At 58.9% G+C, this 17,981-nt stretch carries 31 protein-coding genes; 17 read left to right on the top strand and 14 right to left on the bottom strand.

All coding sequences use genetic code 11. The annotated features are described in order from the left end of the window. Window positions 1–83 precede the first annotated feature (83 nt). Window positions 84–698 carry a hypothetical protein gene (locus tag LVS58_RS19465; RefSeq protein WP_233692391.1) on the top strand — a complete coding sequence of 205 codons (615 nt, stop codon included), beginning with the start codon at window positions 84–86 and terminating at the stop codon, window positions 696–698. Here the strand turns inward: LVS58_RS19465 and LVS58_RS19460 are convergent. Genes LVS58_RS19460 through LVS58_RS19445 form a run of 4 tightly spaced genes read right to left on the bottom strand, consistent with a single transcriptional unit; the run spans window position 693 to window position 2,162 of the window. Continuing rightward, complete coding sequence (locus LVS58_RS19460) at window positions 693–1,121, bottom strand: phage protein NinX family protein (RefSeq protein ID WP_233692390.1); 429 nt, start codon at window positions 1,119–1,121, stop codon at window positions 693–695. The two genes, LVS58_RS19465 and LVS58_RS19460, sit on opposite strands and share 6 nt — an antisense overlap. Then, window positions 1,118–1,345: a hypothetical protein gene (locus tag LVS58_RS19455; protein WP_233692389.1), complete on the bottom strand. Its 228-nt coding sequence runs from the start codon at window positions 1,343–1,345 to the stop codon at window positions 1,118–1,120. The genes LVS58_RS19460 and LVS58_RS19455 overlap by 4 nt, the downstream gene beginning before the upstream one ends. A 20-nt stretch (window positions 1,346–1,365) precedes the next feature. Further along, on the bottom strand, window positions 1,366–1,527 hold the full coding sequence (locus tag LVS58_RS19450; RefSeq protein ID WP_233692388.1) for a hypothetical protein: 162 nt from the start codon (window positions 1,525–1,527) through the stop codon (window positions 1,366–1,368). Continuing rightward, the gene (locus tag LVS58_RS19445) at window positions 1,524–2,162 is read right to left on the bottom strand and encodes a hypothetical protein (protein WP_233692387.1); all 639 of its coding nucleotides are present in this window, start codon (window positions 2,160–2,162) and stop codon (window positions 1,524–1,526) included. Before LVS58_RS19445 ends, LVS58_RS19450 begins: the two co-directional genes overlap by 4 nt. 162 nt (window positions 2,163–2,324) lie before the next feature. On the opposite strand from LVS58_RS19445, the gene LVS58_RS19440 reads away from it, so the two are divergent. Beyond that, window positions 2,325–3,140, top strand: coding sequence for a hypothetical protein (locus LVS58_RS19440; RefSeq protein ID WP_233692386.1), 816 nt, complete (start codon window positions 2,325–2,327; stop codon window positions 3,138–3,140). Between the two features lie 19 nt (window positions 3,141–3,159). Here LVS58_RS19440 and LVS58_RS19435 read toward each other — a convergent pair whose 3' ends face one another. After that, complete coding sequence (locus tag LVS58_RS19435) at window positions 3,160–4,083, bottom strand: DNA cytosine methyltransferase (protein WP_233692385.1); 924 nt, start codon at window positions 4,081–4,083, stop codon at window positions 3,160–3,162. 259 nt (window positions 4,084–4,342) lie between these two features. Here LVS58_RS19435 and LVS58_RS19430 point away from each other — a divergent pair, with 259 nt between their 5' ends. Next, a complete protein-coding gene (locus tag LVS58_RS19430; RefSeq protein WP_233692384.1) occupies window positions 4,343–4,864 on the top strand; it encodes a hypothetical protein in 522 nt (173 codons plus the stop codon). A 152-nt stretch (window positions 4,865–5,016) separates the two neighbouring features. On the opposite strand, the gene LVS58_RS19425 is transcribed toward LVS58_RS19430, so the two are convergent. The 9 genes from LVS58_RS19425 to LVS58_RS19385 all read right to left on the bottom strand — a co-directional run bounded on the left by LVS58_RS19425 (window position 5,017) and on the right by LVS58_RS19385 (window position 9,542). After that, window positions 5,017–5,832, bottom strand: coding sequence for a DUF2303 family protein (locus tag LVS58_RS19425; RefSeq protein WP_233692383.1), 816 nt, complete (start codon window positions 5,830–5,832; stop codon window positions 5,017–5,019). 26 nt (window positions 5,833–5,858) lie between these two features. Continuing rightward, window positions 5,859–6,206: a hypothetical protein gene (locus tag LVS58_RS19420; RefSeq protein WP_014756073.1), complete on the bottom strand. Its 348-nt coding sequence runs from the start codon at window positions 6,204–6,206 to the stop codon at window positions 5,859–5,861. Window positions 6,207–6,294: 88 nt separating this feature from the next. Beyond that, window positions 6,295–6,456, bottom strand: a complete 162-nt coding sequence (locus tag LVS58_RS19415; protein WP_233692382.1) for a hypothetical protein — start codon at window positions 6,454–6,456, stop codon at window positions 6,295–6,297. A 2-nt stretch (window positions 6,457–6,458) separates the two neighbouring features. Then, on the bottom strand, window positions 6,459–6,956 hold the full coding sequence (locus tag LVS58_RS19410; protein WP_233692381.1) for a single-stranded DNA-binding protein: 498 nt from the start codon (window positions 6,954–6,956) through the stop codon (window positions 6,459–6,461). Continuing rightward, window positions 6,953–7,291, bottom strand: coding sequence for a hypothetical protein (locus LVS58_RS19405; protein WP_012053516.1), 339 nt, complete (start codon window positions 7,289–7,291; stop codon window positions 6,953–6,955). Before LVS58_RS19405 ends, LVS58_RS19410 begins: the two co-directional genes overlap by 4 nt. A gap of 18 nt (window positions 7,292–7,309) precedes the next feature. Continuing rightward, window positions 7,310–7,693, bottom strand: coding sequence for a helix-turn-helix domain-containing protein (locus LVS58_RS19400; RefSeq protein WP_012053515.1), 384 nt, complete (start codon window positions 7,691–7,693; stop codon window positions 7,310–7,312). Between the two features lie 145 nt (window positions 7,694–7,838). Beyond that, window positions 7,839–8,144, bottom strand: coding sequence for a hypothetical protein (locus LVS58_RS19395; protein WP_029615410.1), 306 nt, complete (start codon window positions 8,142–8,144; stop codon window positions 7,839–7,841). 313 nt (window positions 8,145–8,457) lie between these two features. Next, complete coding sequence (locus LVS58_RS19390; RefSeq protein WP_233692380.1) at window positions 8,458–8,706, bottom strand: DUF1654 domain-containing protein; 249 nt, start codon at window positions 8,704–8,706, stop codon at window positions 8,458–8,460. Between the two features lie 146 nt (window positions 8,707–8,852). Continuing rightward, window positions 8,853–9,542, bottom strand: a complete 690-nt coding sequence (locus LVS58_RS19385; RefSeq protein ID WP_442796487.1) for a LexA family protein — start codon at window positions 9,540–9,542, stop codon at window positions 8,853–8,855. A 72-nt stretch (window positions 9,543–9,614) separates the two neighbouring features. Here LVS58_RS19385 and LVS58_RS19380 point away from each other — a divergent pair, with 72 nt between their 5' ends. The 14 genes from LVS58_RS19380 (at window position 9,615) to LVS58_RS19315 (ending at window position 17,979) form a co-directional block, all read left to right on the top strand. Then, entirely contained in the window at window positions 9,615–9,848 is a 234-nt protein-coding gene (locus LVS58_RS19380; protein ID WP_108078797.1) for a transcriptional regulator, read from the top strand. Between the two features lie 133 nt (window positions 9,849–9,981). Continuing rightward, on the top strand, window positions 9,982–10,839 hold the full coding sequence (locus LVS58_RS19375) for a replication protein (protein WP_233692379.1): 858 nt from the start codon (window positions 9,982–9,984) through the stop codon (window positions 10,837–10,839). Then, a complete protein-coding gene (locus tag LVS58_RS19370) occupies window positions 10,829–11,638 on the top strand; it encodes an ATP-binding protein (protein WP_233692378.1) in 810 nt (269 codons plus the stop codon). Before LVS58_RS19375 ends, LVS58_RS19370 begins: the two co-directional genes overlap by 11 nt. 2 nt (window positions 11,639–11,640) lie before the next feature. Then, window positions 11,641–11,937 (top strand): DUF1364 domain-containing protein, encoded by a 297-nt coding sequence (locus LVS58_RS19365; RefSeq protein ID WP_014591191.1) that lies wholly within the window; start codon window positions 11,641–11,643, stop codon window positions 11,935–11,937. Further along, window positions 11,934–12,362, top strand: coding sequence for a VRR-NUC domain-containing protein (locus LVS58_RS19360; protein ID WP_233692377.1), 429 nt, complete (start codon window positions 11,934–11,936; stop codon window positions 12,360–12,362). Before LVS58_RS19365 ends, LVS58_RS19360 begins: the two co-directional genes overlap by 4 nt. Beyond that, the gene (locus LVS58_RS19355) at window positions 12,359–13,657 is read left to right on the top strand and encodes a tyrosine-type recombinase/integrase (RefSeq protein ID WP_233692376.1); all 1,299 of its coding nucleotides are present in this window, start codon (window positions 12,359–12,361) and stop codon (window positions 13,655–13,657) included. The genes LVS58_RS19360 and LVS58_RS19355 overlap by 4 nt, the downstream gene beginning before the upstream one ends. Next, window positions 13,654–13,821, top strand: coding sequence for a hypothetical protein (locus LVS58_RS19350; protein WP_012053506.1), 168 nt, complete (start codon window positions 13,654–13,656; stop codon window positions 13,819–13,821). The genes LVS58_RS19355 and LVS58_RS19350 overlap by 4 nt, the downstream gene beginning before the upstream one ends. Beyond that, on the top strand, window positions 13,818–14,135 hold the full coding sequence (locus LVS58_RS19345; RefSeq protein WP_233692375.1) for a hypothetical protein: 318 nt from the start codon (window positions 13,818–13,820) through the stop codon (window positions 14,133–14,135). The genes LVS58_RS19350 and LVS58_RS19345 overlap by 4 nt, the downstream gene beginning before the upstream one ends. 11 nt (window positions 14,136–14,146) lie before the next feature. Next, the gene (locus LVS58_RS19340) at window positions 14,147–14,488 is read left to right on the top strand and encodes an antiterminator Q family protein (protein WP_233692374.1); all 342 of its coding nucleotides are present in this window, start codon (window positions 14,147–14,149) and stop codon (window positions 14,486–14,488) included. A gap of 127 nt (window positions 14,489–14,615) precedes the next feature. Further along, a complete protein-coding gene (locus LVS58_RS19335) occupies window positions 14,616–14,807 on the top strand; it encodes a hypothetical protein (RefSeq protein ID WP_233692373.1) in 192 nt (63 codons plus the stop codon). Window positions 14,808–14,940: 133 nt separating this feature from the next. Next, entirely contained in the window at window positions 14,941–15,252 is a 312-nt protein-coding gene (locus LVS58_RS19330; RefSeq protein WP_233692372.1) for a phage holin, lambda family, read from the top strand. Next, window positions 15,252–15,590 carry an HNH endonuclease gene (locus LVS58_RS19325; RefSeq protein WP_233692371.1) on the top strand — a complete coding sequence of 113 codons (339 nt, stop codon included), beginning with the start codon at window positions 15,252–15,254 and terminating at the stop codon, window positions 15,588–15,590. The genes LVS58_RS19330 and LVS58_RS19325 overlap by 1 nt, the downstream gene beginning before the upstream one ends. A 158-nt stretch (window positions 15,591–15,748) precedes the next feature. Further along, entirely contained in the window at window positions 15,749–16,294 is a 546-nt protein-coding gene (locus LVS58_RS19320) for a terminase small subunit (RefSeq protein WP_233692370.1), read from the top strand. After that, entirely contained in the window at window positions 16,291–17,979 is a 1,689-nt protein-coding gene (locus tag LVS58_RS19315; protein WP_233692369.1) for a terminase large subunit, read from the top strand. Before LVS58_RS19320 ends, LVS58_RS19315 begins: the two co-directional genes overlap by 4 nt. Window positions 17,980–17,981 lie beyond the last annotated feature (2 nt).

Raw genomic sequence — 17,981 nt, 5'->3', positions numbered from 1 at the left:
TAGTCTGACGACAGTTTTTGGTCTAAATTTGGATCGCTGATTGAATGGATTATTTTTTAAAAACAAGATGTTAGGGCGGTCCTATGGAAGTTGATTTGACTGGAAGTTGTGAGCAAAAAATTTACTATGAGTTGATGGAGTCTATAAAGTCTAGGATCATACTAATAAGTAAAATTTCTAGCGGAAAATTTAGCTCTGGTGATATTCGGCATGATACTGAGAGTGCGTATCTTCATTTGAGAAAGGTGCTAGAGCTTATAGCGTTCAGCTCTCTGGTTGTTAATAGGGAATTATATGTTAAGGCAAGGTCCGATTGTGAGTACGTATGGAGGGCAAATAAGCTCCTTGAGTACATTAAAGCAATAAATCCTAATTTCTATCCTGTTCCAGTGGAAGTTATGACAGCTGCTGATGACCCTAGCCTTGCAGGTATTAGGAAATTTAGTGGTGATTATTTGGCTATAGAAGATTTTGAAGAGCTATACAATCTTTGTGGGGACCTCATGCATGCTGACAACCCTTTTGGAAGGAAAAAGGATTACAATGAATACTTTGTAAAAATAAAGGGGTGGGCAAGGAAAATTCATGAGCTACTCGATATGCATGTCGTAAGATTTGTCGATAGCGACAAATTTAGGCTGATTGAAATGTCTCCTAAGCACGGTCCAATCAAAAAATTGATGTTTGTTCATCTATAGGTCTCTATGAGGGGGCAATGTTGTTGTTTGTATGTGCAGGTTCATAGGTATTTTAACTATTGATCCTGATTTGTGAAAAGTTAAACTGCGTAGAAATGCAGTTAGCGCGGTGGGCCCATAGCACCAGATGCCGCTCAGAGCAGGCCCGCCGCTATAATGAACATTGCTAGCTAATCCTGAATGGTATTGAGTGCTGCCGTTGTATTTGTCTATGAGTGGCCCGCCCAGCTCCCAGTCTTCCCACGGGTTGTAGCGCTTGATGTGCTCGATGGCCTCGCCCCGGTACCGGGCGAACACCCGCCAAGGCACGCCGTTGTACCCGGGCGGTTCCAAATACACATGCAGCCCCTCGGCCTTGCCGACAGCCCATCCCAGCGCTTCGCCGGCCAAGTCGGCCGTCTTCACTTCGATCAGGTCGGTCATGGTCGCATTACCTTTGCCGCATCACGATCCGTTACGGAAAACAGCTTGTATCCGTCCGGCGTGTTCTCTGGTGAGCACGCGGCATCCATTACAGCAAGGATGTCGGTTGACCCGATGTCATTCGAGCTGACGGTGAAAATCCGCTTGCCCGCCTTGGGGTTGGTCGAGAAAGCGTGAGCCAGCGAGTAGCCGATCACGCGGTATTCCATGATGAACGTCGTCACAGCTGATACCTCTCATCAATTCAGCGCCCATGCGCCAGTGCGGGTGTAGGTTCGGGTTGTGATTCGTGCGGGGAGAGCTGGCGCTGGTTGCCGGCCTGCACGTCGATGACGTTCTCTTGCGGTTGTGGTGCTGCGCTGGCGCCGGTGCCCAGCAGCAGGAGGCAGAGGGCGAGGCGGGTCATGGCTGCACCCTCTTGAACTCGACGACCCAAACCCAGGGGTTGCCGTTCCATGATTCGTCGCCGTTGATGCTGCTCCAGAGGCATTCGAATAACTGGGCGGCAGTCAATGTCTCGTCAGCGTCTGGTACATGGCGGAGAAAGCCAACACCTTCCGCTTCTGCCTGCACTTCGCTGATGTCCTGCAGCCGCTCAACGCGAACATCGGTGATCTCCAGCAGGATTCGGCTGGCCCAGCGGGGCATGTGAATCGATGGGCGCCCTCGGCCCTGCGAGACCATTGCGCATCCTGTCTGCCGGACGCTTCCGTCTGCCGGGTACATGATTGGCTCGCCCTGGCTCAGGTCGCGCGGCGCGATCGAATCGAGTTGAGCATCTGCTAACCAGGCCTCGCGCACCCACAGGCGGTCACCTGGCCGGCCGTATGGGCAGTCAGCAGTGATCTGGGCTCGGGCATTCGGGTAGAGCCAATGTCCGCCGCGCTTGTTCTTGAAGGTCAGCATTGGGATAGCGCCTTCGACCATGCGTACTTCGGGTTGAGGCTTAACCGGCCGCCGGGTGACCGCCTTCCGTCCTTCCAGAATGGCTCGGACCATCGGCCCGCTGAACAGGATCGGGCGTTCCTTTGCTTGAGACATAGCTTCGCCTTGGCCGCCATATCGCGGCAGTGAATAGAGGGGAGAGGGTTACAGGCGGGCGGAGTACAAATGTGCTCTTTTGCAATCAGGCGCACATGCCAATTTCTTAGCTCGGCGTGACGCCTGTCGGTATAATCAATTTCCCTTGAAAGGAGTCTGAAAATGGGCTGCTGTGCGCTTTGCAAGTCTGAAGCTGATCTGATTGATAGCCATCTCATTCCAAAGTCCGCATATAAACATTTGCGGGGATTGCCTGAAAACGGGGGAGGCTCACCGATAAGGATTGATGGCGGTCAGGGAAATGCCTCTCAATCTGACCTTCAGATTACGCAGTATCTGCTCTGCAGAGTGTGTGAAGACCTCTTCTCAAAGCATGGTGAAAAGGTGATTGGGCGGCTCTGGGGGACTCACTCAGGTTTTCCTCTGGTGAACCAGCTGCTGGCCTGCGAAGTGCGGGGATCCCATGAAGGATATAGCCTCCATGACCACTCAGTCCTTGATAGGAAAGACGTGGATGGTTTGATCTACTTTGCCTTGAGCATATTTTGGCGTGCGCATGTCTGGAACTGGACCGGTAAGACGGATCCGTACAAGAAAGCCTTAGGCTCGAAGTACGAGCAAGAAATTAGAGAGTTTTTGCTCGGGCTGCAATCACTGGGCGATATGCTGCTCATGCTAAATGTAAATACCAATGCTGAACTAAATTCCTTCGCAAGGCTGCCACAGGCCTACCGCAAAAATGGAGTTACTCACCATGTGTTTTCGCTGCTAGGTATTGAGTTCTCTTTGTTTTTAGGTGGCTCAATCAGTCCTGAGCAGCGATCTTTGATGGGGCAGGATAAAGTACTTTTTGCAACAAGTGATATCGCAAAGACAAATGTGTTTAATGGGCTGTCGCAATTTGTTCAGACTAAGATTTCTGTAAAAGGCAAATTAAAAGACAAAATGCCCATCAGGGCCAGAGGCTCATCCTCCTAGGCCTTGCGACTCTTTCTGCTCATGCTGCCCGAAGCAGGGCCTCGATAACCCGCTGACCTGCTAGCGGCGGTACTGCATTGCCGGCCATGTGCATGGTCAGCCGGTGGTTATTCGGGCGCTGGGTGTCAGCCGGGAACGACATTGCGGCCAGGGCTTCGCTGGCGCTCAGCATCCGCATCCGGTCACCGTCGACCAGGGCCCAGCGGTCCAGCGTTGTGATGGTGCCGATCGGCCGGTTGATGTCGCGGCCGGTGGTGCCGGAGCCTTTGCCGTAGTAGGGCATGATGAAGCGGTCGCCGAAGCGCTGGCGGCCGTTGCGCACCCGGTCGAGCGTGGCCTGGGCCCGGCCTGGTTTCTCGATCTGCGACCAGCGCCCGGCGTCGAAGTCGAGGAAGCTGGCGGCTGGCACATGTCGCTCCTGCGGCAGCTGCAGCATCAGCGGGGCCTTACTGCGGGTCAGGACCATGAAAAGGCGCACCCGGTGCTGCGGTACTCCGAGGTCGGCGCAGTCGACGATGTGCGGCGCTGCCTGATATCCCAGCGCCTGTACCGCTTGAAGCCAGGCGGGGTAGAGCACCCAGTCGGTGAACTCCGGCACGTTCTCGATTACTGCTGCCTGCGGCCGGTGGAACTCCAGTGCCGATACCGGCGCCCAGGCCGTCGAGCGCGAAGCGTCGTGTTCTGGGTTGCCGGACTTCTTGCCGCGGGCCTTGGCGTGTCCTTGGCAGCAGGGCGAGGCAAGCAAGATGTCGTGTGCCGGCACCTGCTCCCAGCGGGCCTGGTGCAGGTCTTGGCAGACGTGCTGCGTGTCGGGGTGGTTGGCGCTGTGCCATTCAACGGCCACCGGCCAGTGGTTTGCCGCCCAGAGAACCTGGACGCCTGCGGCGCGGGCGCCGGTGCTCCATCCGCCGAGGCCGGCGAACAGGTCGATTGCTGATGTCATAAGATCCTCGCCTATTGGCGCTATCGATCGGGCGGGTCACGCACCGTTCTACTGAGTACTCGCCTTGAGATCCTGAATAGTCACCGAGCTCTTGATGTCAAAGTGATACTCTAAAGTCTTACTCTTCCATGTCGTAGGTAGGACGATGAAGCGCTTGAGCAGATACTACGGTCATGTCAGATCGTGGATATTAAGTAGAAATTTAATGTGGTGTTGCGGGTTGGGGACCTCGTTATATGTCTCCTCAATACTGATTTTGATGGGCAATCGTTTTAGTGAGCTTTCATCTTTACCGCTTAACGAGCTTGGAGATTTCTTTGCAGGAGCCTTTGGGCCGCCGGCTTTTTTTTGGCTTGTTTTAGGACAGGTTCAACAGCGGAGAGATATAGCTAAAAATGCTGAAGCATATGAGAGATCATTAGAGCCAGCCCTTACTCTGAGATTTTCGAGAACTGAACAAACTGAAACGGGTCCAGCAGATTTTTTTGTCATTTCTAACTATGGCCCCTATTGTACAAAAGTCGCTGTTATGACAATTGGTCACAGCTTAAAAGAGGTTGTAACTTACTTAAATCCGTTGGTAAACGGAGAGGGGCAAGAATTTGGTATAGGTCAGCATTTGCCAGGTGATGGTTTCTATAAGGTGCGCTTCACGTACCAGAAGCAAAGTGGAGCTTTAGGTGTTCGTGTTTTTGGATTCTGTCGGAATACTATTGATGGTAAGTTTTATTTTGTTGTGATTGACGATGTCGAAAGTATTCCGAAAGAGTACTTTAAATGACCAATAATTACCTTGGCTTCCTCCGTGGTCGTAGCCTTGCCACCGGCAACCTCGATAGGGTCGTAGATAGACCAGCGCTCGAAGTTGTAATGGCTCCGATGCTGACGTTAAGCGCTCCCCTGACGGCCCCGGAGCCGGGGCCGTCAGGTGGGTTACTTCGCGTCGAATGTGCCCAGGGACAGCTTCGCAGCGCTACCGACCTTTTCGTCGAGCACGGCCTTGAACTCTTGAGCGATGGCCTCGCGCTGGGCTTCTTCGCCGATCCAGCGCAGCTTCAGTACTGGTTGCGAGCCTCCGGTGATGACCGACACGCGCAGGCGAATCACTTGCTCGGCCAAGCCCTCGAACGGAATGACCTTGAAGTCCAGCCAGGCAGGTAGGGTTTCTTTGCTGCTGGCTTCGATCTGGTCCATGGTGCTGCGGCTGGCGCGAGTTTCACCGACTGCGTGATCGCTCTCCGACGAGGCCTTTACGGTGATGGTGCGAACCGCGGCGATTGCTTTGGCGATGGTCATGGTCTGGCCATTCTCATCGGTGGCCGACAAGTGCTGGTTCCAGTCTTCGATCCAGTCGCTCATGGCCTTCTGCACCAGGCTTTGGCCGCTCACCGCCTGAACGGCGGCAAACGCAGCTGAGGCCTTGAGGCGCAAAACGGCGCGATCATCGGCGTGACCCGGATTGTTGGCGGTACCGATGTTGAACAGCACGATGCAGCTCATGTTGTCCTGATCGATGAAACCGCGGGCTGCTGGTGCGGCGCGCTCGACAACGTAGGCGCTGTAGTCAGCCAGCGAGTGGGTGGAGTAGGTGCCACGGAAGCGGTTGCGGCCTTCCTGGTAACGCTCCAGATCAACAACGTTGAAGTTTTGCGGAACTACGACCACCGGGCCCAAGGCCGGCAGAACGCGCCCAACTGCGGCAATGGTGTTTTCCTGGATGAGTTCGAGAGCTTCTTTACTGAGGGACATGCGCTATTCCTTGTAGATGCTGTGAGTTAGGAGCGTGGGTGTACTGGTGCTTCGTCACGGGTGAAGAGCTGGTCATGCTTTTCGGGGAAGAGGGATATGTTGCCGCCGGTGCCGACGTACATAGGCGTATCGAGGCTTGTGTTCTCGCTGCGCGTTCCGCGCTTGGTCGGCACCTTGTAGTCAAGCTTGTGCTTGATCTTTACCTGGTGGGAGTCGCCGATCTGGCTGAAGTCCAGGGTGATGGTGATCTTTCCTGCCTTACCGTGATCGACAACGCCTGCGGCTACTTCCGAAAGGGCGTGACCGATTTGGCTAGCGAAGGCGCCGCCGTTGAGCTCCTGCAGGAACTCTGTGGTGTCAGTGGGCTTGGACATTGCTGCGTCTCCTGATGGGCGATGCCGCTGGGCGGCAGAGTTATGTGCTGCTGGCGCCGGCCGTGCCGGACGCGCGCGGTGATGCGTTTCAAGCGGAAAGCTCCATGTCTCGGTCATGCCAACCAGCAAGCCACCAGCCGCAGTCTACGGTCATCCAGCCATAGGGCTGGGCATCGCGTGACTGGCTGTTGTCGCCGCAGGCGCGGCCGAGGTAGTAGGCGGTGGGGTGAACCTGCTGCCGGCGCTTCATCGCTACGCACCGGCGAGGTACGGAAGGGGCGCGAACGGTATGTCGTCGTCGAAGCTGTCGTGATCCGGTGGCGCCGCCTGTTGGTTCGGCTGCTGGCGCGCCGGCCGGCGTTGTTGCGGTTGCCGATCTGGCACCTGGCCTGGCTGCTGACCCTGCGGCCGGCTGCCGAGCAGCTGCATCGTGCCGTTGATATCGACGATGATTTCCGTGGTGTAGCGCTTGATGCCGTCTTTCTCCCACTCGCGGGTCTGAAGCTTGCCCTCGATGTAGCACTGGGAGCCTTTGCGCAGGTACCCGCCGGCGATCTCGGCGACCTTCCCGAACAGCGACACACGGTGCCACTCGGTGCGCTCGACCTTCTGGCCCGACTGCTTGTCGGTCCATTGCTCGCTGGTGGCCAGGCTGAGGTTGGTGACGGCGTTGCCGTTCGGCAGGTAGCGCACCTCCGGGTCCTGGCCGCATGTGCCGACCAGGATGACCTTGTTTACCCCGCGGCTCATGACGACGCCGCCCCTGCCAACAAGATCAACGTCAAGGCAAAGAGTGCCACCCAGCGTGTTGCGCTTTCACCGATCTGGCGGACCTTCACCACGGCCACCACCGGAAGGGTTTTGGCATCGATCGCACGCTCAAGGCTCTCCGCATAACGGACAGCCTGCGGGTAGCTGGTGTTGCGGCCGTACACGCGGTTGTTGCTGGAAGAGACGACAATCCAGCCGTTACCGCTTTGCGTGACATAGAAGCGCGATTTGGCGCGGAATGCCTCGGTGGCTGTGATCACTTCCTGGCGCAGGGCTTCGAGCTTGTCCTGGCTTTGTTGGATGGCTGCTTGCATGGGTTGGTCCTCAGTGGGTCAGGCGTGGAGCTCGAAGGCCTCTGCCTTGCGAACGATTCGAACTTGGGCGGTGCGGCGCTCCGGCGTGCGGCGATCGCGGCGCATTGGGTCGCTGTCATCGATCACCGCGTGCATTGTGATGAGGGCGGCCAAGGCGATGCAGAGCGGGCTGATGATCTGGCGGCGCATGGCTTCGGCAACTGCTGCGGCCCGGCGAGCAACGCCGAGCTTCAACATGGCGTCGCCGATACGCTTCTCGACACCGCTTTCGCTGATGCCGAAGTGCCTGGCTATCTCCTTGGTGGTGAAGCCCTGGGCGACATCTAGGATGCATTGCAATTCGCGAGGCGCCAGGCCTCGGCCAAGGTGGCCTATCCATGCGCCGATAGTGATCGTGTCCATGATTTGCTCTTGCGGGGTGGCTGCATTGGTCGTGACACTCGCTGCCGTCTACCTCCCGGACCAAGGGGAGGGCGAACGCCACGACCGATACAGCCTGGTGATGGGGAACCAGGTGGATCGGGCTGTCTCTCCAGCTGTCAGGGAATCAAATAACTGCAGTCAGCGAGCGGGTGCCATCAGCGTGCTGTGTGGTGATGTTCATGCCGATGTGGTGCGGCGCGCTTCGTTGAATCGCCACGGCGGCCTTGCTGAAGCGCTCATCGAAAGCGCCTTCACCATCAGGCAAATGAGAGGTGCAGGTCAGGCGGGAGCAGTCTTCGCCGTTCGGGCCTTCACCATCGTGGGCGATGTTGAAGCTGGCGATCATTGCAATGCCGTGCTCACGGCAAACGCCGATGATGTTCTGCATCAGCGGGCTGATTCGGCTGTCGTAGATTTCTTCTTTGTTCACGGTGATGCCCTCGGGTTGATTTCCCGTCTGACCCTGTTGCCAAGGCCAGCCAGTGAAATCGGTATTGCTCAGCAAACCTGCGGGTCGACATGTCGAGCGAGGAAGCTTGCTGCGTTGCTTACTGTCCACCAGGGCTCAACGGCCGGCTTAACTCGGCGCCTGGTGGCTCATCTGCTGGTTTTTAAAGAGCGGTGGCTGCCGGAGCTGCCAATAACCTGTGTTATGGATCGAATGATAACTCAGGTTTTCACGCTGTCAATAACTCAAGTTATAAATCCAGTCAAAAAAAAGCCCGCACATGGCGGGCAGGTGTTCATGCTTCGGTAAATCCTCGCCATCCGATCCGGACGAGGCCTGATTCCAGGGTTTCGATCGTGATGCCTGAAGTCTCCTCCAGGTCGGAAATCAAGCGCTTCCAGTCCGCAGGTGATTCATCTCCGCTCGGCTTGACTTCAACAAACTGTCTTTTCTGGACGTGAGGTGAAGCGATCGCTTGCTGGATGCGGTATCCGAGCCGCTCGTAGGACAGGGATGGGGAATGTGAGAAGGCGGGCTGAAGCATGATTGGAAACTCCCTTTTGCTGTATGTGCATACAGTTATCCGTTGCGGAAGGAAATTTCAATAGCCTTGGGCTAATTTTATTTAGCTGTCGCTTACTGCTTGCGAAAAAAAGCCCAGCATTACGCTGGGCCATCTGGAAGGGCGGGTTAGAGCTTGATGGTAGCGCGTACCACAACCCCTACGATTCTGCAGCCTTCCATGCACATTTCCATGGGGTAGGCCGGATTGAGAGGCTTCAAGAACCTTCGCCCTCCGTCTTCTACCAGTTTCTTGAACGTCGCTTCATTGCTATCAGCAAGCTTGGCAACGACAAGCTTCCCTGGAATGGCCTCGGCTTCGGTGTCGACGAGGATCAGCATTCCTTCCGGAATGCTTGTGCCGACAGGGGAGGTCATCGAGTCGCCTTTAACCTCTAGCCAGAATGCGATCCCTTTCGAATCGTAATCTGACATTTCATAGCGATCCGAGAAGCCTGGCGGAAATGGCTCGACAGCTTCTGCCCAAGCGCCCGCAGCTACCCAGCTGATCACCGGATACTTGAAAGACTCGGGCTGCTCACTCAGCTCCCTGACATTACTCGCTTCACGCTGCGCGCTCTGGCCGGATGCCAACCATTCGGCAGTAACTCCAAGAGCCCTCGCTATTTCAAGCAGCTTTTTGGAGGTCGAGTTCCGACCGCTTTCAAGGTGCTGGATCGTGACCTGGCTTACTCCCGATTTCTCCGCTAGCTGAGCCTGGCTGAGGCCAAGTGCTGTGCGTCGTTCAAGGATTCGGTCTTTGAGCATTTCGGAAGGTTTGTTCATGCCTGCAAGGGTAAAACACACGTTATTACTCATCAAATAACATGTGTTTGCCTTATCTATAACTTGAGTTATCATCGGGTATACGATCCATTGAGGCACGCAGACATGCCGAACACAGAAAGACCAATTGACGAGGTCGTGCGCTTGGCCGGAGGCCAGGCAGAGCTCGCACGAAGATGCAAAACCAGCCAGCCGCGCATTTGGCAGTGCGTACATCGTAACCAGAAGGTACCGGCAGATCTGGTGATCCCATTTGAGAAAGCGGTGGACGGGAAAGTCACTCGCCATCAGCTAAGGCCAGACCTCTATCCGACAGAGGATCAGGCCGCTTCGTGTTGAGCATTTTGCAACGACTGGCGTTGCGCCAGTAGTGGGGCCGTCCAGCTGTTCAGGCATCCAGTAGCTAAATAGCAGACGAAAAAAAACCGCCTGGCAGGGCGGCTTTCTCTACAGCTTCAAACGAGATCAAAGCATGACAAACATCGTCCCACTTGACAAGTCCAGGGGGTTCACCCGGATGGACAACCAGCTCATGGATGGCCTGCTGGCTATCGATCTCCCAGCCCGGGAGATGAAGATTGTGCTGTACGTGGCCAAGGCTACCATCAACTTCGGTGCGGGCGCCCAGCGAATCCCGGCGACCGACATCGCGAAAGCCATCCACGCTCACCCTGACACCGTGTCGAAAGCGATTTCCAGTCTGCTGCGCCGTCGCGTCTTGTTCCGCGAGGGTGGGGCACGGGGTGATATCGGCGTGAATGACCCGAAAGATTGGGTCTACGTCACTGAGCCGAAACAGACCAAAACAGCCGAATCGGCTCAAGTGGTCCGAATCGGTAAAGAGTCGAAACAGACCAAAACCGCCGACTCCCTTCTTTATTCTAAGAATCTAACCCCCTATGTATTTCTTCCTTCGGAAGAAAATACATGCCCCCCCAACGAAGCGGACGAGCCGTCGGCGAAAACTGATCGAAAGACGCCCTTCGGGAAGGCCGCCATGCTGGCTGACAACCCCCACGGGCTGGATGAGTCGCTGATCGCTGACTACCTGGTTGTCCGAAAGGCAGCCAAAGCCCCGGTGACTGCCCGTATCTGGTCCGCCCTGAACGCCAAGCTGGAGCAGTGCAAGGCATTCGGTATCCAGCCAGCCCAGGCCCTGGAAGTCGCAGTCGAGAACGGATGGCGCGGCTTCGAGGTGGATTGGGTGACCAAGCGTATCTCCGCCCAGCTGCCTGACAAAGCGAACCCCACCAGCCGCCATCACGGTTTCAGTGACCGCGACTACACCAGCGGCCTGACCGAGCGCGAGGACGGTACCTATGCGATCTGAATCGGTGATCACCATGTCCGACGTGCGAAACGCCGCCGGCTTCCGCGTCCAGCCAGCGCACTGCGAGCATCACGGTGACTTCGAGCAGCGCGTGACCATGCTCATGGGCCGCGAAATCGTTGGCCGCTGCCCTGAGTGCGAGAAGGCCGCCATTGCCGAGCGAGAGGCGAAGCAGCAGGCCGAGGAGACCCGCCTGAAGCGCGAGGCCATGACCCGCAAGCTGGGTTCTGCGCTGATTCCGAAGCGCTTCGCGGACCGCACTCTGGCCAACTATCGCGTCGAGCACGACGGCCAGCGCAAGGCCCTGGCCTACTGCACGCGCTACGTGGCGGCGTTCGAGGAGATCGAGCGCACCGGGCGTTGCCTGATGCTGCTGGGCAAGGTCGGCACCGGCAAGACCCATCTGGGTGCCGGCATGGCCAACGAGCTGATGCGCAACACCTCGGCCACCGCCGTCTACCGGACCGTCGGCGCGATCCTGCAATCCATCCGGGCGACCTACGACCGCCACAGCGAGCAGTCCGAGGCCGACATCCTGTCCAGCCTGATCGAGCCGTCATTGCTGGTGCTGGATGAGGTCGGGGTCAGTAAGGAGCAGCCGAGCGAGTTCGAGCTGACCACCCTGTTTTCGATCATCAACGGGCGCTACGAGCAGATGCGCCCCACGGTGGTGATATCCAACCTGGAGGCCGGCCAACTGCGCCACGCCATGGGCGAGCGGTGCTATGACCGCCTGCGCGAGGGCGGCGGTGTGGTGGTGCCTTTCGAGTGGGATTCTCACCGCGGCAAGGAGTTCTGATCATGCGGCAAACCAAGTTGACCAAGGCCGCGCGCGGCCGGGAGTGCCAGGTGCGCATTCCCGGCGTGTGCAACGGCAACCCCGAGACCACCGTCCTTGCGCACTACCGCCTGGCTGGCACCTGTGGCGTCGGCAAGAAACCACACGACCTACAAGGCGCCTGGTGCTGCAGCGCCTGCCACGATGCCTGTGACGGCCGTAGTCGTGACGTTGATCGCGCCACCGCTCGCCAGTATCACGCCGAGGGCGTCATGCGCACCCAAGCGCTGCTGCTCAACGAGGGGGTCTTTGTCGCATGAATTCCCCCGCCATCCGTCCGTTCAGGGCCAAGCCGGCCCGCGCCAAGCCCGTTGACCGGGAGGGGCAGGAGCAGGCCGCGCTGATGCAGGAGCTGCAGCTGCGCTACCCGCAGGTCTACAAGTTGATCTATCACGTCCCGAACGGCGGGCACCGGGTCAAAGCCGTGGCCGCCAAGCTGAAGGGGCAGGGGGTCAAGTCCGGTGTGCCTGATCTGGTGTTGCCGATGGCGCGCGGCGGGTACTTCGGCCTGTACATCGAGTTCAAGGCCATGCCGCCGTTCGATGCCCCGGTCTCTCCCAGCCAGGACGCCTACTTGCAGGCGCTCGCCGATCAGGGCTACCTGGCCATCGTGTGCCGGGGCAATATCGACGCCGTCGAGGCCATTCGCGCCTACCTACTGCTGCCTGCCACGGTGGCCGCATGAGCGCGACCCGTGAAGTGAAGCTGAGCGAAGCCGAAGTGCGCCGGCAGGCCGCCGACAAGTCAGTACGCGACCTGCGCGACCCGCGTCACCCCGGCCTGTATCTGCGCTTCTGGAGCAACCGCGAGCGTGGCACCTGGCACCTGGTGCGCGGCAAGAAGTGGGTGCCGGTCGCCCGCTGGCCTGACCTGACCGTGGCGGCGGTGATTGCCGAGCTGCCCGCGCTGCGTCAGCGCCTGCTGCGCGATCCGGCCACGGCGCCGGTGGTTTCCGGCATGGCCACCGTGGGGCAGCTGCTTGACTGGTACGGTGACCGCATGGCGCGCGACCGCTCGCTGTCGGCGAAGCGCAAGGCCGGCGCCAAGTCGGCCATTGCCCAGCACCTCAAGCCGCGCCTGGATGACTTGGCCCTGGCTGACGTGACTGCCGATGCGTTGGACAAGCACCTGATGTGGCCGTGCCAGGCCGAGGTGTCGCTGTCCTACCTGCGGCAGATGTTCGCGCTGCTGCTGACAGCCTTCCGCCAGGCCCTGCAGCTGGGGTTGATCGACCGAAACCCCATGGCCGGGATGCGCTTCAACGACTTCACCAAGGCCAAGATCCTGCCCAAGGCGGCGCGCCTGCGCGATGTGCAACTGCCGGAGCTGATGGAGCAGCTGGCCCAGGCATTCGAGCAGGATCCAGGCGCTGCCATGCTGGCCCTGATGATGCTGGCCCACGGCACCCGGATCGGTGAGACCCGCATGGCGCGCTGGAACGAGATCTCGCTGGCGGCGGCCGAGTGGTTCATTCCCGCCGCCAACGCCAAGACCCGTACCGAGCACCGCCTGCCGCTGACCGCCCAGGTGCAGGCGCTGCTGACTCGGTACCGGGCCATCCAGCACGCCGAGGGCTATGAGGGCGTCTACCTGTTCCCGAATCGCCGGGGCCTGTGCCTGAGCGAGACGCAAGCCAGCAACGTGTTCAAGCGCCTGGGGCAGGGCGAGTGGACCAGTCACGACCTGCGGAAGGTCTCCCGCAGTACTTGGACCGACCTCGGCATCGACGGCCACATCGGCGAGATGCTGCTGAACCACAAGCTGGGCAAGATCGCCAGCACCTACATCCACACCCAGGCCATGCAGCAGCGCCGCGCCGCGCTGGAGAAGTGGCACGCCTGGCTTGATCGTATCGGCTTTGCAGCCATTCACGGCCTTACCAAGGCCTTATTTGAAATTTCGCAGAATTCGCCAGAGGCCACAGCAGCCGTGGCGCCGAACGACCTTACCGCATTTGTAATTAGCGAGGATTCGAAATGACCATTGGCGAATTCGCATACCAGGCCGCGGGCCTGCTGCTGGCCTACTACATCGGCTGGGTTCGTGCCCACTACACGGTCGCCGCCGAGTGCGAGCGCCTGGGTGGTTTCTACGTGGGTAGCAAGACCTTCCGCTGCGAGAAGGTCGAGGATTCGAAGGAATGAAGAAGAGCCACGGCCCAGCCTTCAAGAAGGCCGTGATCGAGCTGGAAAAGTGCCCTTTGTGCCGTGGGAGAGCGGTCACCAAGGGGCTGTTTCACGAACTGCCATGCGACCACTGCAACGCCTCGGGCTGGGTAGCGGCTGCAACTGGCGAGGCCCTGGCCCTGGATGAACTGGTGACCCAGCTCAGCATGAGGCTACGGGCAGCGCACCGGCAGATCGAGCAGTTGAAGAACCCTCAGGCATCCGGGCCTGAGGCTACATATCAGGGAAGCAACCGGCGCGGCGCCGGCGGCACCAACTACACCGGTGATTGAGGGGGAAGGACATGAGCAACGTAGAGAAGTCGGCCGAGTATCTGTTGGAGCACTGGGGCCGCTGGGTGGTGCTGGGGTCTGGAGTTTCCTGCTGCGCATCGCGAGAAAACACCATTCTCGACCCGATGATCACGGACGATGATGCTCTATTCATCGATCGCCTGGTCGGTCGGCTGAGCAAGCGCTATCCCGAGTGTGGCCAGGTCATCATCAAGTACTACACCTCACGCGACACATCTCTAAGGGACGTGGGCAAGAAGCTTGGCTTCGGCGAAGAGAAGACCCGACAACTGTGGAAGGCTGGCGTGGCCTGGATCGACGGCGCGATTGACATTCGACGTGACGCCGCTTGACAGCCCCGGTCCTCACCCGTATATTTCGTGTTACTTTGCGGTAGGTGCGCGAGAGCAAACTCGCCACCACCAGAAACCCCCATAGAGCCTCGGCATTTGCCGGGGCTTTTTCATTTCCGGAGTGCGCATGATGAGCGTCCTGCGAGCCTACTACCGGCGCAATGTGTACCTCTTGAGCTTGATCGACGAGATGCATTACCAGCTCAATCTGGCAGAGCCATTTGAAGGGGCGCGTGTTAGAGGCGCACGCAAGAGGCATTTGCTCAAGCTCTTCAAGTACAAGCGCCGAGCGAAGGGCATCAGCCTTTCCCATAGTTGACGCTATCCATACAGCCCTGGCATTCGCCGGGGCTTTTCTTTTCGGCTCCACCACACCCATCGCCCCGAGCTGGGAGTGCTGTTGGGGCCGAACCTATTCCGCTCCCCAAAAGGGAGGAAACGAGATGCCGAACATGCCAGAAAAAGACCCGTCCTTCTGGGTGTTGGTGCTAACCGCCCTGAGGGAGAACGGCCTAGCGATGGGCCTGACATTCGCTCTGACATGGTTGCGTATTCAGTACGACGGCAAGGAGACGCGCCCGGGACGCCAGCTGATCGAGGCAGCACTTGGCGCGTTGATCGTCATGGTTGTTGGCCTAACGGTGAAGGAGTTCGGTCTCAGCATTGCTTGGTCGTTCGCTACTGCTGGCTTTGTCGGTGTTCTAGGTGTCGAGCAGGCTCGCCAGCTCGGCAAGCGCTGGGCTGAGCGCAAGGTTGAAAGCTGATGGCCAGGCTCAAGACGCTCGGCTCTCGTATCAAGGAGAGCGCAGGGTCTCGGGTAAAGGTGGTCACGCCTGGCAGTTGGCGGTCCGGCATGACCAGCTCACAGCGTGGCTACGACTACCGATGGCAGAAGGCCCGAGAGCAGTACCTGCGTGACAACCCGCTATGTGTCTACTGCGCCCGACAAGGGCGCACGGCAGCAGCCAGCGTCGTTGACCACATCGTGGCGCACCGAGGCGACAAGGATCTCTTCTGGAATCAGGCCAACTGGCAGTCGCTGTGCAAGCCCTGCCACGACTCGGTCAAGCAGGCCGAGGAGGTTGCTGGCCTGATGGCCTGACCGCCAGCGGAATGGCGCGAGGTCGGCTGAGGCGCCGTCGAGGCACGCCACTGACGTGCTGCGATGGTGGGGGGAGGTCAAAATATAGCGATTCTCACCTAGCTAGACCGCCTCCGACCCCACGTACAGATTTTTTTCCCCCACAGGATTTTTGTTAAATGGCTTTAACATCCCGCAAGCGTGCATTCATCGCTGCGCTGAGGGAAGGTGCGTCCAATCGGGACGCAGCTGTGGCGGCTGGTTATTCGGAGAAGACCGCGTCTGCGGCGGGCTCTCGGCTGGTGAAGGACAAGGACGTGGCGGCCGAGTTGGCCAAGCTGCGTGCCCTGGGTCTGATGCCGCCAGATGTTAAAGCCCATGTTAAAGCGAATGTTAAAACCAGGCATGCGCCGGAGCCGTCCGCCAACAGTGAGCCGGCGCCCGAACCTGACGCCGTGAAGGACGAGCACGTCGATCCTGAGCCAGCCAGGTTCGATCTTATGCAGGCGCTGCTGCACCGCGATCCGAAGGACTTCCTGCTGTCGGTGATGAACGACCTTGAGTCCGAGCCGAAGCTTCGCGTCGATGCAGCCAAGGCCCTGATGCCCTTCGTGCATCCGCGTAAGGGCGAGAGCGGTAAGAAGGACCAGGCTCAGGCCAAGGCTGAGCAGGCATCCACCGGCAAGTTCGGCGCGCGCCGCGGCCCGCTGAGGTCGGTCAAATGATGGAGTGGACCACTGCGTGCCCCGACTGGGAGCAGCGCATCGTCAGTCGGCAGAGCCTCATCCCCTTCAAGCCATTGTTCCCGGCCGAGGCCGAGGAAGCCCTGGAGGTGTTCGGCGCGTTGCGCATGGTCGACGCGACTGGCAGCCCGCTGATGTCCGAGACTGTGCGCGACTGGGTCAACCAGTTCGTGGCCGCCATCTTCGGGGCGTATGACCCCGATGAAGGCCGGCGACTGGTCAGCGAATTCATGTTGCTGATCAGCAAGAAGAACGGGAAGTCCACGATCGCCGCCGGCATCATGCTCACGGCATTGATCTTGAACTGGCGGCCATCGGGCGAGTTCATCATCCTGGCGCCGACCAAGGAAATTGCTGACAACTCCTACATCCCTATCCGCGACATGGTGCGGGCCGATGAAGAGCTCGACGCTCTGCTCAAGGTGCAGGATCACCTGCGCACCGTCACCCATCGGCAGACCAATGCCACCCTGAAGGTGGTAGCCGCCGACAGTGAGACGGTGTCGGGCAAGAAAGCTATCGGTGTGTTCGTCGATGAACTGTGGGTGTTCGGCAAGCGCGCCAACGCCGAGGCAATGCTTCGGGAGGCGACCGGTGGCCTGGCTTCTCGGCCTGAAGGCTTCATCATTTGGGCCACGACCCAGTCCGATGCGCCGCCCGCCGGTGTGTTCCGGCAGAAGCTGATGTATGCCCGCAAGGTGCGCGACGGCGAGATCGTCGACAAGTCGTTCTTGCCTGTTCTGTACGAGTTCCCGAAAGCGATGCTTGATGCAGGCGCGCACCGAGATTTCTCCAATGCCTACATCACTAATCCAAATCTTGGGCTATCGGTCGATGAACCATTCATTGAACGAGGCTACGCCCAGGCACAGATGGATGGGGAAGAGTCGTTCCGTGGATTTCTCGCCAAGCACTTGAACGTCGAAATTGGCCTGGCGCTGCTCTCTGACCGCTGGGCCGGCGCCGAATTCTGGGAGAAGCAAGTCTCCAAGAGCTGCCGGACGCTGGAAGATCTGATTGAGCGATGCGAGGTTATCGACATCGGCATTGATGGCGGTGGCCTGGATGACTTGCTCGGGTTCGCTGCGGTAGGTCGTGAGCGTGCGAGTCGCCGCTGGCTGGTCTGGACCCATGCGTGGGCACACCCATCCGTGCTGGAGCGCCGCAAGGCAGAGGCGCCGCGTATTCGGGACTTCGCCAATGACGGTCACCTCACTCTGGTTGAACGCATCGGCGACGACGTTGACCAGATCGCGGAACTGGTGGCTCAGGTGGAAGAAGCTGGCCTGCTCGACCAGGTGGGGCTCGACCCAGTAGGGATCGGGGCGATCCTTGACGCCTTGGAGGCCAAGGGCATTCCCCGCGAAAAGATAGGCGGCGTGAAACAGGGCTACACCCTCGGCGGCGCAATCAAGACTGCCGAGCGAAAACTGGCCGAAGGCGGACTGTGGCATGGCGGGCAACCCATGATGGCCTGGTGCTGCGGGAACGCCCGCGTCGAGCCCAGAGGTAACGCAATCCTCATCACAAAACAGGCCAGCGGCTCGGCAAAGATCGACCCGTTGATGGCCCTGTTCAATGCCGTGACACTCATCGCCCTGAATCCAGAGGCGCAGGGGGGAATGGCCGACTACCTAGAAAACGGGTTCTTTGACCTCATAGGCTGACC

It is taken from the genome of Pseudomonas sp. JR33AA, assembly GCF_021378985.1.
In the GTDB taxonomy this organism is placed as follows: Bacteria; Pseudomonadota; Gammaproteobacteria; order Pseudomonadales; family Pseudomonadaceae; genus Aquipseudomonas; species Aquipseudomonas alloputida.
Note: the sequence above shows the minus strand (reverse complement) of the source record. Positions and strands in the feature narration are given on the sequence as shown.